Source organism: Microbacterium sp. XT11, from assembly GCF_001513675.1.
In the GTDB taxonomy this organism is placed as follows: Bacteria; Actinomycetota; Actinomycetes; order Actinomycetales; family Microbacteriaceae; genus Microbacterium.
Genome location: NZ_CP013859.1, coordinates 2,099,904 through 2,112,883 on the forward strand (window position 1 = coordinate 2,099,904; position 12,980 = coordinate 2,112,883).

Here is a 12,980-nt window from a genome sequence, read left to right on the forward strand (position 1 = left end):
AGCCCACGGCCGCCACCTGAAAGCAAAGGTGGTGGCCGTGGGCTCCCCGGATTTCACCGGATAACCAGACGACGGTGATCGGAGGGGGAGGGATCACCGTCGTCCAGTCGATCGCCGCACCAGCGACGATCTGACCTAGGCGCTCTTGCGGCGGGCGGGCCCGACCGCGACGAGGGCGCCGCCTGCGACGAGAGCAGCTGCTCCGCCGCCGAGGATCCACGGCGACACGTCTCCGCCCGTGAGTGCCAGCTCCATTCCGCTGCCCGTCAGCGGCAGCTCCGTGCCGGCGGAGGCGACCGCCGGGTCGTGATCGCACGTCGAGACGGCGTCGTGTCCGTGCGAGACCGTTACGGTCGCGGTGTACGAACGCGAGCCGGAGAAGGCGATCGCATAGGAGCCCTCACCGTTGGACGGCGGGCGGAAGGTGAGCACGAGGCTGCCGTCGGCCGCCGCAGTGTTCCCCGATACCGCCGATTCGGCGGCGTTGAGTCCGGACACGGACACGCCGACGTTCTCCGACGGCTGGAACCAGCCGGCGCCGAAGACGATGGTCGATGCCTCGCAGATGTCGATGATCGGGTCATCGACCGTGACGCCGGGCGTATCTGCGTACGAGTCGGACGCGGCCGGTACGGCCGTTGCGGCGTTGGCCGCCGCCGGTGCGATGAGCACCAGTGCACCAACGGTCAGGCTGATGGCAGCCAGTTTCTTCAGCATGATTCTCCCCAGAAATTCACGCGGAATCGCACCCGGACACACCCCTGCATCCGACTGCGTGGGCTCTTCCTGTCCCCACGACAGGATGGTAGAACCCAGTTATTCCCCAGTGCTGATGACACTACATCATGGGGAGGCGAAAGTCACGACACACAGCGCAGTTGCTCATGCTGAATATCGGGTGTCCGCACCATGGGCGTGTGCGCGACCATCGTGGGCGAGGAGCCGGCGGTCGCCCCTGTGAACGCGATCGTGATGGTCGTCGATTCGCCCGGTGCGAGCAGGACCTCATGCTGAACGGCGGAACGGTCGCCGAGAAGGGCGGTCTGGACCGGTTGATCCGCCCCGTCCCGATCGATGTGCGACGGCGTCGCACCCTCCGGCCCGTAGATCGCGATGAGCGTGCGGACCGACCCAGGGGGCACTCCGTACCACCCCGACGCCGTGACATACGGCGGCAGTGCCGTTGCGGCATCCGCTGGAGCGTTGTTCGTCCACGTCACGCGCACCTGCGTCGTGGTCTCACCGTCGCAGACGCCGACCGCCGTGGTGATGGCGGCGTCGGTGTAGAAGTCCATCTTCCCGCCGGTGGTGTCGTTCAGGAGCACGCCGACGGTCTCCTGCCCCTCACCGTCGACGGGCAGGCCTCCGCCCAGCGTCGACGCGCCGAGCACGTCCTCCTCCTCGGCGTGCGCGCTCCAGATGCGGATGCGATTCTCCTGCGCCGACGTCACGAGCGCGTCGAGGAGCTGCCGCGGCTGCGCGTTGCTGAGAGCTGCTCCGAAGAGGGCGGTCGCGGCCTGCGCGAAGACCTCGTCCTGCTGCGCGGGATCGGGGACGGCGGCGTAGATGCCCGAGAGGAGGAAGTCGACAACGGTGTGCTCGTCGACCGTGAAGGGGCCGAACGTCAGGGGGCCGGTGGCGGCGAGCAGGTGGCGGGTCATAACGGCGTCGACCGCGATCACGCCGTCCACAGGGGTGCCGAAACGATCCTGCCAGCGGCTCGCGATCAGCGCAGCCGCCTCGGGGAAGTCCGGGATGCTCGTGGTGTTCTGGATGAACCGCCCGGGGCGGTCCTCGAAGAGAGCGGTGGCGGAATCGCTCGTCGGCAGTGGGACGTCGAGCGGTGGGAAGTCGCGCGTCGATGCCTGCCGGGTGAGGGTGATGCGGCCGCCGTCGGCCTGGAGCAGCGCGATGGCGCCGACGATGCCGCCGGACGAGCGCAGTTCCGCGTTGTTCTGCATCGCCACCACGTACGACCGGGGCCCGCCGCCACCGAGCATGCCGGGGAGGAGCTGTGCCGCCCCGTGCAGAGTGCCGACGACCGTCGCAGCTTCGGAGACGGCGCCGCGCATCTTGCGCACCGCGTCGGTGAGCGGGGGCAGAGCGGCGTCGGCGTCGATGCTGCGCGCCCTGGCGTCGGCGCCGGCCAGTGTCTCGTCGGCTGCGGCGAGCGGCCGCTCGATCGCCTCGAACGGCGTGAGATCGACCGCACCGCCCGAGAGACCGAGGCTCGCGAAGTCGAGGTCCGCCGCGGCCGCGAGCACGGGATCCAGCGCACCTGCAGCCACGTCGTCGGCGATCGCGGCCACCTCGCTCACGGCGGAGAAGTTCGGGCCGAGCCAGGGAACGACGGTGAACGCGCCCCATACGGGATCGGAGGTCAGGTCGTGCGCCGACCTTGCGTGGTGTGCGATGCGCTGAGCGAGCTGCTCCGCCCGCTCGAGGTCGCCGGACGAGACCGCGGACTTCAGCTCGGAAGAGGAGTCGGCTACGCGTTGCAGGTCGGTGACGGCGCCGATGCCGCGGATGACGACCCAGCCGACGGCGAGGACCACGACCGTGACGACGAGTGCGATCACCCAGCGCAGCCACCGGCGGCGCACCGGAAGTCGTCCGTCGCTCATCCCTGCATTCAAGCATGAAATGCCGGGATGGGCTGATCAAAGGCCGCGTCCAGGATCGTCGGTGTGCTGACGGGTCGTCTTCCCAGCTTCGCCGCGACCGCGCGGTTACCCTGGACGCATGGGTGCTCGGCTGCGTGTGGTGCTGGATCAGATGGCGCAGATCGTCGACGCCGATCAGGCGTGGGCCGCGCGTGATCTCACCGCCGGACTCATCGCCACGGCGCCCGATGGATGCGACGTCGAGGCGATCGTCCCCGCGGGGAGCACCGTCGACATCGCGGGCCTCGCCGACGTGCGCACGCTGCCGCTGGCGCGGCGGGAGCTGGCTGCGTCCTGGCAGCTCGGCATGGCGCCGGGTGTCGGCGGCGGGCTCATCCACTCCGCGACGCTCATGGCCCCGCTCGTGCGCCACGATCGCATCCACGACAACGATCAGACGACGGTCACGCTCTGGGATCTGCGCGCCTGGGAGGCCCCGGACGCGCTGCCGAAGACCGCTGTCGCTTGGCAGCGCGGCATGCTTCGGCGAGCCGCCAAGCACGCCGACGCGGTGGTGGTGCCTTCGCACTCCTTCGCCGCCCGACTGGGGGAGCTCGCCAAGCTCGGTGAACGCATCCGCGTGATCCCGGGGGCGGCGCCGCAGGGGTTCGTCGTGCCGCTGGACGCGCAGGAGCGACGGGACGCTCTGTCGCTGCCTCCGCGCTACGTCGTGCTCACCGGGACTGCCGCGACTCTGGCGCACGGGTTCCGCGCCGCCGTCGCGGCGGATGCCGACGCCGTCGTGGTGGACGCGCCCGAAGGGGCGGAGCCCCGGCTCGCCGAACTCGCCTCGGCATGCGGACTGCCGGAGTCTCGTGCGCATATCCGCGGCAGCTTGGGCACGGACGATCGAGCGGCTCTCATGGCCGCGGCATCCGCCCTGGTCGCCACCGAGCACGCGACGTCCTGGCCATGGCGCGCCGTCGAAGCCATGTCGCTGGGAGTTCCCGTTGTCGCGGTCGCGAGCGGAACGCACAGCGACATCATCGCCGACGGCGGAGCGCTCGTGCGTGCGGAGGAGATCCCGGATGTTGTGGTGGAGGCGGTCGGCGCCGAGGCGCGTCGCCTCAGCGTGCTCGCGCACGACCGGTCGCGCGCGTTCTCGTGGTTGAGCTCTGCGGAACGAGTGTGGGCGCTGCACGCCGATCTGTGAGCGATCGGCCCTGCGGCGTGCAGGTGCGACGGGTCCTCAGGACCGCATGAGGTCGACGGCCTTCGTGCTCGGGCCGTCGAAGCGCACTTTGCCGTTCTGCAGGAGGATCCCGCGCTCGCAGAGGTTCGAGACCATGTTCAGGTCATGGCTGACCACCACGAGCGTCTTGCCCTGGCTGTGCAGTTCGCGAACCCGTGCGAGGCACTTCTGCTGGAACGGCTCGTCGCCCACCGACAGGATCTCGTCGATGAGGAGGACGTCGAGGTGCGTGTGGATCGCGACCGAGAACGCCAGCCGCAGGAACATGCCGGAGGAGTAGTGCTTGACCTCCGTGTCGATGAACTGCTCGATCTCGCTGAACTCCACGATCGAGTCGAACTGTTCTTCCGTCTCCTGCTTGCTCATGCCGAGGATGGCGGCGTTGAGGTAGACGTTCTCCCGACCTGACAGGTCGGGATGGAAACCGGCGCCGACCTCGATCAGGCCCGCGACACGTCCCCGGGTCGAGACGCGGCCCTCGTCGGGGCGGAGCACCCCGGAGATCAGCTTCAGCATGGTCGACTTGCCCGAGCCGTTGAACCCCATGAGTGCGACAGCCTCGCCCTCGCCGATCTCGAAGGACACGCCGTCCAGGGCCTGGAACTCGGAGCTGAGCGGCTTTCGTCGCATCGCGGCGACGAACGTCTCCTTGATGGAGTGCGTGTGACGGAGCTTGAAGTGCTTGTGGACGTCCTCGACGAGGATGCGCGGAAGCGGCGCGTCAGAGATCCTGGGCAAAACGACCCTCCAGGCGGCGGAACACCGTCTCGCCGATGATCAGGACGACGACGGAGACGAGCATCGCGATGGCTGCGTGGAGCCACAGAGAGGGGAGCGTCTGAGCGTCGGCGGGGCGGAGCATGTGCCAGATGCCGAAGTGGAAGAGTTCGACGGCTGCTGTGATCGGGTTCAGGGCATACAGCTGGAACAGCCATTCCGGGACCTTCGACGCCACCATCTGCCACTGGTACATCACCGGCGAGGCCCACACGGAGATCATCACGATGATCTCGACGAAGCTCTGCGCGTCGCGGAACGTCACGTTGATGGCGCCGAAGAGGAGTCCGAGTCCGGTCGCCAGCACCGAGATGATCACGAGCCCGACCAGCAGCGCCGCGACGCCGAGCAACGAGGGTCGCCAACCGAAGAACACCGCGATCACGAGCACGACGATGATCTGCGGCACCGTGTTGATGGCGGCGACGAGCGTGCTCGCCACGGGGAACATCTGCCGCGGGAAGTAGATCTTCTTGATGAGGGCTGCGTTCTCGACGAGCGACTTGGTGGCGTTCGCGAAGGACTCGTTGAAGAACGTCACCGCGGTGATGCCCGACAGCAGGTAGATCGGATAGAACTGGATGCTGTCGTTGAGCCGGAGGAACACGCCCAGCGCGAAATAGAAGACGAGGAACTGGATGAGCGGCTTGACGTACGACCACAGCCACCCGAGGACCGAACCCCGATAGCGGATGCCGACCTCTTTGCGAACGATCAGGCTGAGCAGGTAGCGGCGCCGGAAGACGTCGAGCAGCCCCTTGTTCGCGCCGGGTGCGACCAGTCGCAACTCGGACGGCGCAGCTGGTTGTGGCACCAACGTTCTCACTTCCATCCCGGGTCTCTCGGGCGAGAGCCGCATCCATCCTAGGGCGTTGCTGTGCTGCGATCGCTCAGCAACAGGACATCCGTGTGTCGGCGGTCGTCCAGCCGAAGATCGATAGGATCGACGCCGGCGAACGGCATCCGGGCGCCACGGAGAAAGGCGCACGCATGGAGTGGGTGGAACTGGGTCTGGGTGTTCTGGCGACCGCCGCGATCATTCTCATCCCCGGGCTCGTCGTCGGTCTCGTGCTCGGATTCAGGGGCTTCGCGGCCTTTGCTCTCGCCGTACCTGCCGGTACGACCGTCATCGTGTCCGCCGCGCTCATCGCTCCCATTGCGGGACTGAGATGGGGGATCCTCCCCGTGCTGCTCGTCGCGGCGGCCGTCGTCCTGGTCGCGGCGGGACTGCGATTCGCGCTCTGGCGCGCACGGGCGCTTCGCTTCACCGTGCCCGGGCTCTCCCGCGTCGGCGTGTTCGCCCTCATCGGCAGCTGTGTCGTGGGCGCTGCACAGTTGCTGTTCGTGATCGGTTCGCCGGAGAACATCTCTCAGACCTTCGACAACATCTTCCATCTCAACGCGATCCGCTATGCCCTCGACACCGGCTCGGCCTCGCCCCTGACGATCGGCTCGATGACCAGCGCGGCCAGCGGGGGCCTGCCCTTCTATCCGTCCGGGTGGCACGCGGTCGCTTCGCTGGTCGTGCAACTGACCGGTGCAGGGATCCCGGTCGTCTCCAACGCGGTGATGATCTTCTTCGGCGCGCTTGCGTGGCCCGTCTCCGTGCTGCTGCTGACGTTCGTGCTGTTCGGGTCGGATCGAGTGGTTCTGGTCGTGGCAGCCGCCATCGCAGTCGCCATCCCCGCGTTCCCTCTGCTCCTGGTCGAGTACGGGGTTCTCTTCCCGTACATGATGTCGCTGAGCCTGATCGCCGTTCCCCTGGCCTGCGTCATCGAGGCGTGCCGACGTGCGTCATGGGCGGACCGCTGGCCTTTGGTCGTGGCGGCGATCGGCTGCCTGCCGGGGATCGCCGTGGCCCACCCCGGCGGCTTCGTCGCCCTTCTCGTGTTCGTCAGCGTGGTGCTCGCGGTGGCGTGGCTCGGTCTGATGTTCTCCGCCGCAGGTCGACGGCGCAAAGTTCTGGCGTCTGTGTCGGCTGCCGTCTTCATCGCGATCGCGGTCGCCGCATGGTACGTCCTCCGACCCGTCGCCGACGCACGTTCGTGGCTGCCGACCGAGACGGTCGGCCAAGCGGTCGGGGAGGTGCTCACCGCCTCGGTGTGGTTCGCGCCCATCAACGTCGTGGTGGCTGTTCTGGCGGCGACGGGGGCCGTGGTGGCTGCGCGCAGACGCGCGCGCGAAGACTGGATCGCCCTCGGTTTCCTGGCCGCAGCCGGCGGACTGTACATCGTCGTCTCGGGGGTGCCGTATCTGACCCTTCGCGACATCCTCACCGGGGCGTGGTACAACAACGCTCCGAGGCTCGCAGCACTCCTCGCGTTCGCGTGGGTCCCTCTCGCGGCCACGGGCGGCCAGAGACTCTGGACGATGATCTCGCCATGGCTGGCCCGGATCACCGGCTCTGGACTTCGCCGCGGCGTCGTCGCCGTCGTCGCGATCGTGGTTCTGCTGGTGCTTCCGCAAACCGGAAGCATGCGTCAGGCGGTGGCCAGCGCACACGGCGCGTTCGCTGTGACCGACGAATCGCCTCTGTTGACGACTGATGAACTGGCGCTCATCCATCGGCTCGACCGCGTGGTCCCTGAGGACGCCGTGATCCTTGGCAGTCCCTGGACCGGTACGGCGTTGGCGTACGCTCTCGCCGATCGACGCGTCGTGATGCCGCACACGCTCATGGACATCACCGAGGATATGTCGGTGTTGCTCGACGGTCTCGACAGCGCGGAGCCAGGCGGCAAGGTCTGTGATGCCGTCGACCGGCTCGGAGTGGACTACGTCCTCGATTTCGGGGAGCAAGAGGTCAACGGCGGCGAGCACGAGTACAAGGGACTCGACCATCTGAGCAGCTCGTCCGCCGTGGAAGAGATCGACGCGGTCGGCGATGCGGTGCTCTATCAGATCGTGCTGTGCGGATGAGGCCGGATCCCTGTCCGGGACGGGCGCACGTCGCGTGCTGAAGGAAGGAATGCCATGACTCTGGAGATCTTCGTGCCGTTTTGGGGAGACCCGGGACTGCTGCGCGAGACCGTAGCCTCCGTGCAGACACAGCGCAATCCGGACTGGCGTCTCATCGTGATCGATGACTGCTATCCGGACGAGTCGGTCCCCGAGTTCTTCCGCACGCTGGCGGACGAGCGCGTGACCTACGTTCGGAACCCGCGGAACCTGGGGATCACGGAGAACTATCGGGAAGCGATCCGGCGGGCGACGACGCCGTACATCACCATCCTCGGATGTGATGACCTGCTTCACCCCAACTACGTGGATGTGGTGTCGAACGTGGCAGAGCGCGTACCTGACGCCGACGTCATCCAGCCGGGAGTCGACGTCATCGATGAGTCCGGCGCCGTCGTGAGGCCTTTGGTCGATCGCGTGAAGCAGGGGCTCCTGGCTCCTCGGGGAGGGAAGGGGATCGCGGTGCTCCGAGCCGAGCGCATGGCGACGAGCCTGATCCGCGGCGATTGGCTGTACTGGCCGTCGCTCACCTTCCGAACGGAGACGCTCAAGCGGATCGATTTCCGGGATGGCCTCCCGATCATCCAGGACCTTGCATTGCTCATGGATGTGGCCTTCGATGGCGGCGCTCTCGCCTACACGCCGGAGGTCGCCTTCTCGTATCGTCGGCACGGAGCGAGCGCCTCCCAGAAGACGCTGCTCGACGGGAGACGGTTCCGAGACGAGCGCAGCTACTACGCGATGGCCGCCGCGCTCGCGGACGCGAAGGGGTGGCGGACCACCCGGCGCGCAGCTCGGTGGCGGACGATGTCGCGTCTGCACGCCATCACGGAGCTTCCCGGAGTCCTCAGGCACGGAAACGGCGCTGGGATACAATCGACCCTGGCGCACATCTTCGCCGTCTGAAACCACATTTGGCGCGCGGCACGGACGTGCCGTTCTACACGCAGGAGGATTCCGCTTGTCCGAACACGTGCTCATCACCGGCGGCGCGGGATTCATCGGCACTCGGCTTGCCGCGAGGTTCACGCAAGACGGGCATCGCGTCACCGTCTTGGACGCGTTGATTCCTCAGGTTCACGGTGATGACCCGGCGAGCACGTCGCCGCTCCTCCGCTCGCTCGACGGAGTAGCCGAGGTGAGGGTCGGCAGCGTGACGTCGACTGATGACCTGCGAGCCGCCCTTGACGGAGTCACCGTCGTCGTGCACCTGGCGGCCGAGACCGGGACCGGACAGTCGATGTACGAGATCGACCGCTACGTCGAGACCAATGCAGGCGGCACCGCCAAGCTGCTCGACATCCTCGCCAATCAGGAGACGAGCGTCCGACGCATCGTGATCGCGTCGTCTCGGTCGATCTACGGTGAGGGTGCCTACGAGACGGAAGACGGCCGCCGTGTCTACCCGGGCCACCGGCGTGACGCCGACATGGCTGCAGGCGACTTCGATGTTCACATCGCGGGCGAGGGGGCGCTCCGCTTGGTGCCGACTCCGGAGGACGCGCTCATCCATCCTTCATCGGTGTACGGCATCACCAAGCAGATGCAGGAGTCGCTCGTCATGACGGTGGCACCGGCCATCGGGATCGAGGGTGTAGCGGTCCGATATCAGAACGTCTACGGGCCTGGGCAATCCCTCAAGAACCCGTATACGGGAATCCTGTCGATCTTCTCCACCCTCATCCGCCAGGGGAAGGAGATCAACATCTTCGAGGACGGAGAGGAGAGCCGCGACTTCGTCTATATCGATGACGTGGTCGAGGCGACGTACCTGGCGGCGATCGATTCGCGCGCGGCAGGGCACACCTTCAACGTCGGTTCGGGAGTCGCGACATCCGTCAACGAAGTCGTGGCAGCCCTCTTCGACGCGTTCGGGCGCGAGGTCCCGACCAGGATCTCCGGTAACTACCGACTGGGCGACATTCGTCACAACGTCGCGGACACGCGACTCCTCACGGAGACCTTGGGCTTCACGCCGCGCGTTCCGTTCCGTGAAGGCGTGCGTGCATTCGTCGAGTGGGTGCTGTCGGAGCCGGTCGAAGAGGGCGGGTACCAGCGATCGCTCGACGAGATGAGCAAGCGGAAACTGCTCAAGTGAGCCGACGCCTGCTCCGAGCTTCGGAGTTCCCTTATCGGGAGAACAGCCTGAACCTCTTCCGGCTCGTCCTCGCCTTCCTTGTGCTGTTGGCACACGCGTTCTACATCGTCGGTCGCGATGACAGCCCCGGGTTCAACGGTGAGAACCTCGGCGGATGGGCGGTGATCGGCTTCTTCGTGATCAGCGGGTTCTTGATCACCCGCTCACGTTTTCGAACAGACCCGGGGACGTTCCTCGTCCATCGCATCGCGCGCATCGTGCCCGCGTTCATCGTCTGTCTCATCGTGACGGCATTCGTGTTCGGACCCGCAGCGCAGATGATGGCTCACGGGTCTCTTGCCGGCTACCTCACGAACGCGCCCACCCCGCTCGAGTACATCTGGGGCAACCTCTTCCTGCACGTCGACCAGTATCAGATCGGCTCGTCATTGTCGACGGTGCCGTATCCGGACGCGTGGAACGGCTCCCTCTGGACGCTCTACTTCGAGTTCCTGTGTTATCTGACCGTGTGGCTCCTCGGCGGCTTGGCGATCTATCGCCGGTCGATCGTGTTCGTCGCTTTCCTGTGGGTCGTGTCCGTCGTCGTCCGGATTCTGTCTGCGGCAGGAATCGATGGTGGCCTGGACGGCGACTTCGCTCTGTTCGCACGGCTGTTGCCGTATTTCCTCGGCGGCTCCCTCATCTATCTCGTGATCCAGAGATGGGGACTGGTGCCGCTCATCGGCCTTCTCGCCATCCCGCTCGCCGCTGTGCTGATGGTGTTCGTCCCGGTGGCGGGCGGTCCCGTCGCCGCGCCACTCATCGGATATGCGCTGCTGTACCTCGCCACGGTCGTTCCGCAACCACGATGGGTCGCCAGGAACGACGTCTCCTACGGCTTCTACATCTATGCGTGGCCGGTACAGCAGCTCGTCGTTCTGGCGGGCGGGGCGGCGCTCGGTATAGCGGTCTACGTTCTGATCACGGTCGTCGTCACGTTCGTGCTCGCGTGGCTCAGCTGGACCCTCGTCGAGCGTCGATTCATGAGAATCGCCCGCGGTGCCTCGCGCGACTCGTCCCCGGACAGCGGCCCACGTTCATCGTTGCCAGACCTGCCCGGACCGACGGGCTCGGAGAACGCCCCCTCCGTGACGCGCTGAGGCAGCGACCTGCGTCAACTGCGGCGTCGGAGCATGACCCGTCGTGTGGCCTCACACCAGAGGCGGATGAGCAGCACCCGCGATGTCAGTGCGGCGAGGATGCTGCGCGGTCGCTCGGCGGAGGCGTTGTCCTCGTGGATCCGGCGGAGAACCGTCGCGCGGTCGATGTGCCGCAGGGATCCCGCCGTGTTCGCGGCGGTGACGATCCAGAGGTCGTGCGACTCGTACAGGAACTCTGGGAAGGGGAGGAGCAGGTCGAGAGCCTCTCTGCGGATCGCGAGCGCGCAGCCGAAGTACGGGGCGTTGCCCGCGAGCAGACGCAGCTCGTTGCGCAGCGTGCGGCCGTCGTCGGTGTGCGAGAGCAGCCACGGCTTGCCGGTGAGGGGAGAGCGCAGGGGGGTCTCCGAGCCCAGGAGCAGAAGGTTCGACGCGACGACGCCGCCCGCCGAGGCCGCGGAGACGAGGGCTTCGAGGCGCCCGTCGGTCCAGAGGTCGTCCTGATCGCTCAGCAGGAGCACGTCACGGCTCGCCAAGGACATCGCGCGCTCGAACGTCTTCACATACCCGAGGTTCCGCTCGTTGCGCACGACCGTGATACGGGCATCATCCACGGATTCGAGGAGCTCCACGGTGCCGTCGGTGCTCGCGTCGTCGACGATGACCAGCTCGTCGTCCGGACGGAGCTGCGTCAGGATGGACTCGAGCTGCGGCATCAGGTACTTGGCGCCGTTGTAGGTCGCCATGCACACCGACGCGGTGAGCGTCGAGCGCTTCGCGGCGCTGTCTGGCGTGTGTCCGGGCATCCTGCTCAGTCTACCGTCGGCGCTGTCGGCGTCAGGGGCGGGCGCCGTCGACGTCGCTGTCGGCGGGCGCGGCCGGTTCGTGGTGGCTGAGCCCCACCTGCAGCGTGAGGACGACGCAGGCGAGGAAGGTGATGAGCTCGCTCGCCGCGAAGCCTGCCGCGACCCCGACGATGCCGAACGCGGCCCCTGCTGCGATCATGGCGCCGACGCCAACCGCCGCTGCGACGAGCGTGATGACGAACACGAGCCGGTCACGGCGGGCAGGGATGAGGATGTTGCGGATGAGCGGCGTCGACAGGGAGATCGCGATGAAGGCGATCCCGAAGAAGTGGAACACCACGGGATCGCCTTGTTTGTCGGCCCCGAACATCCAGCCGCTCAGCAACGGTCCCAGGAGTGCCAGCACCACCCAGCCGATCACCGCGACCACGGCCATGACGACGAACGTGACGATGTTGCGCCGGCGGCGTACGTCGCCCCGTGTCTCGAGCACCCAGCCCTGCAGGGCGTTGCCCGCAGCGCTCACCGCGAGAGTGCCGTAGCGGAAGATCTTGTCGCTCGACGAGAACGCCGCCGCTGCCGCGGAGCTCGCGATCACCCCTGTGACCGGCACCGGGGCGTTCTGATAGAGGCTGTTGATCGATTCGACGCCCCACGCGGCCTTCATGTCCGAGACGTCGTCGCGCAGCACCGCCCACCCAGGCCAGCGCGGGATCCAGCGCTGCAGCGTGCGGAAGTGGAAGACGAGGGTGCCAGCGAACACCGATGCGCACAGGAGGATGCCGTACCAGAACACCTGACCGGTCAGAAGAACGACGGCGATCGACACGGCGGTCGCGACGGCGCGTGGCACGACCTCGTAGAGGAGGGCGACCTGCGGAGACGACACGCCGACGGCGTACCAGCTCAGCCCGATCCCGTTGAGCGCGCCGGCGACCGCGAACGCGGCAGCCGTCGGCCACGACGTCGCCGGTGCGATGACGCCGGCGACGACGGCGGCCAGCGTCGACGCGGCGGCGACGACGAGCATTCGGATGAAGAAGGAACGGCCGTAGAGCTCCTTCTGCGCCTCTGGCGACTCCGCCATCGCGACGAGCGGAGTGCCGAGGATGTTCCACCCGACGAGACCGACCGCAGCCGCGAACGCCCCAACGCCGAGTCCGACGTTCATGGCCGTCCAGTCGTCGGTCGAGGCGGCCCGAGAGACGAACGGCAATGCGAGCAGCGGCAGCACCGACGCGAGGAAGGGCAGAGTCGAGAAGCCCACGAGACGGCGTGCGAGCGCCGCAGCGGGGGAGGGGGCCGTCCGGGAACCGCTCATCGGATCAGCGCGTGCCCTGCGCCGCAGTC

At 67.3% G+C, this 12,980-nt stretch carries 11 protein-coding genes; 5 read left to right on the forward strand and 6 right to left on the reverse strand.

Annotated features, from left to right (window positions below):
- Positions 1 to 135: 135 nt before the first annotated feature.
- Positions 136 to 717 (reverse strand): hypothetical protein, encoded by a 582-nt coding sequence (locus tag AB663_RS09720; RefSeq protein ID WP_067198400.1) that lies wholly within the window; start codon positions 715 to 717, stop codon positions 136 to 138.
- A 143-nt stretch (positions 718 to 860) separates the two neighbouring features.
- Entirely contained in the window at positions 861 to 2,624 is a 1,764-nt protein-coding gene (locus tag AB663_RS09725; RefSeq protein WP_067198403.1) for a DUF4012 domain-containing protein, read from the reverse strand.
- Between the two features lie 118 nt (positions 2,625 to 2,742).
- Here AB663_RS09725 and AB663_RS09730 point away from each other — a divergent pair, with 118 nt between their 5' ends.
- Positions 2,743 to 3,816, forward strand: a complete 1,074-nt coding sequence (locus AB663_RS09730) for a glycosyltransferase (RefSeq protein ID WP_067198406.1) — start codon at positions 2,743 to 2,745, stop codon at positions 3,814 to 3,816.
- A gap of 36 nt (positions 3,817 to 3,852) precedes the next feature.
- Here AB663_RS09730 and AB663_RS09735 read toward each other — a convergent pair whose 3' ends face one another.
- Together AB663_RS09735 and AB663_RS09740 are read right to left on the reverse strand one after the other, a co-directional pair.
- Positions 3,853 to 4,593, reverse strand: a complete 741-nt coding sequence (locus AB663_RS09735; RefSeq protein WP_067198408.1) for an ABC transporter ATP-binding protein — start codon at positions 4,591 to 4,593, stop codon at positions 3,853 to 3,855.
- Complete coding sequence (locus AB663_RS09740) at positions 4,577 to 5,446, reverse strand: ABC transporter permease (RefSeq protein WP_232304518.1); 870 nt, start codon at positions 5,444 to 5,446, stop codon at positions 4,577 to 4,579. Before AB663_RS09740 ends, AB663_RS09735 begins: the two co-directional genes overlap by 17 nt.
- On the opposite strand from AB663_RS09740, the gene AB663_RS09745 reads away from it, so the two are divergent.
- Genes AB663_RS09745 through AB663_RS09760 form a run of 4 tightly spaced genes read left to right on the forward strand, consistent with a single transcriptional unit; the run spans position 5,440 to position 10,827 of the window.
- A complete protein-coding gene (locus AB663_RS09745) occupies positions 5,440 to 7,551 on the forward strand; it encodes a DUF6541 family protein (RefSeq protein ID WP_157541000.1) in 2,112 nt (703 codons plus the stop codon). The genes AB663_RS09740 and AB663_RS09745 overlap by 7 nt on opposite strands.
- A 54-nt stretch (positions 7,552 to 7,605) precedes the next feature.
- Positions 7,606 to 8,496 carry a glycosyltransferase gene (locus tag AB663_RS09750; protein WP_067198415.1) on the forward strand — a complete coding sequence of 297 codons (891 nt, stop codon included), beginning with the start codon at positions 7,606 to 7,608 and terminating at the stop codon, positions 8,494 to 8,496.
- A 55-nt stretch (positions 8,497 to 8,551) separates the two neighbouring features.
- Positions 8,552 to 9,688 (forward strand): NAD-dependent epimerase/dehydratase family protein, encoded by a 1,137-nt coding sequence (locus AB663_RS09755; protein WP_067198417.1) that lies wholly within the window; start codon positions 8,552 to 8,554, stop codon positions 9,686 to 9,688.
- Entirely contained in the window at positions 9,685 to 10,827 is a 1,143-nt protein-coding gene (locus AB663_RS09760; RefSeq protein WP_067198419.1) for an acyltransferase family protein, read from the forward strand. Before AB663_RS09755 ends, AB663_RS09760 begins: the two co-directional genes overlap by 4 nt.
- A gap of 14 nt (positions 10,828 to 10,841) precedes the next feature.
- Here the strand turns inward: AB663_RS09760 and AB663_RS09765 are convergent, their stop codons facing one another.
- Both AB663_RS09765 and AB663_RS09770 read right to left on the reverse strand, forming a co-directional pair.
- Positions 10,842 to 11,630, reverse strand: coding sequence for a glycosyltransferase (locus AB663_RS09765; RefSeq protein WP_232304519.1), 789 nt, complete (start codon positions 11,628 to 11,630; stop codon positions 10,842 to 10,844).
- A 31-nt stretch (positions 11,631 to 11,661) separates the two neighbouring features.
- On the reverse strand, positions 11,662 to 12,951 hold the full coding sequence (locus AB663_RS09770) for a lipopolysaccharide biosynthesis protein (protein WP_067198421.1): 1,290 nt from the start codon (positions 12,949 to 12,951) through the stop codon (positions 11,662 to 11,664).
- Positions 12,952 to 12,980 lie beyond the last annotated feature (29 nt).

Bases quoted from the DNA above. Each gene is read 5' to 3' on its own strand.
- AB663_RS09750 (WP_067198415.1), top strand. From the start codon at position 7,606: ATGACTCTGGAGATCTTCGTGCCGTTTTGGGGAGACCCGGGACTGCTG.
- AB663_RS09730 (WP_067198406.1), top strand. From the start codon at position 2,743: ATGGGTGCTCGGCTGCGTGTGGTGCTGGATCAGATGGCGCAGATCGTC.
- AB663_RS09720 (WP_067198400.1), bottom strand. From the start codon at position 717: ATGCTGAAGAAACTGGCTGCCATCAGCCTGACCGTTGGTGCACTGGTG.
- AB663_RS09770 (WP_067198421.1), bottom strand. From the start codon at position 12,951: ATGAGCGGTTCCCGGACGGCCCCCTCCCCCGCTGCGGCGCTCGCACGC.
- AB663_RS09765 (WP_232304519.1), bottom strand. From the start codon at position 11,630: ATGCCCGGACACACGCCAGACAGCGCCGCGAAGCGCTCGACGCTCACC.
- AB663_RS09725 (WP_067198403.1), bottom strand. From the start codon at position 2,624: ATGAGCGACGGACGACTTCCGGTGCGCCGCCGGTGGCTGCGCTGGGTG.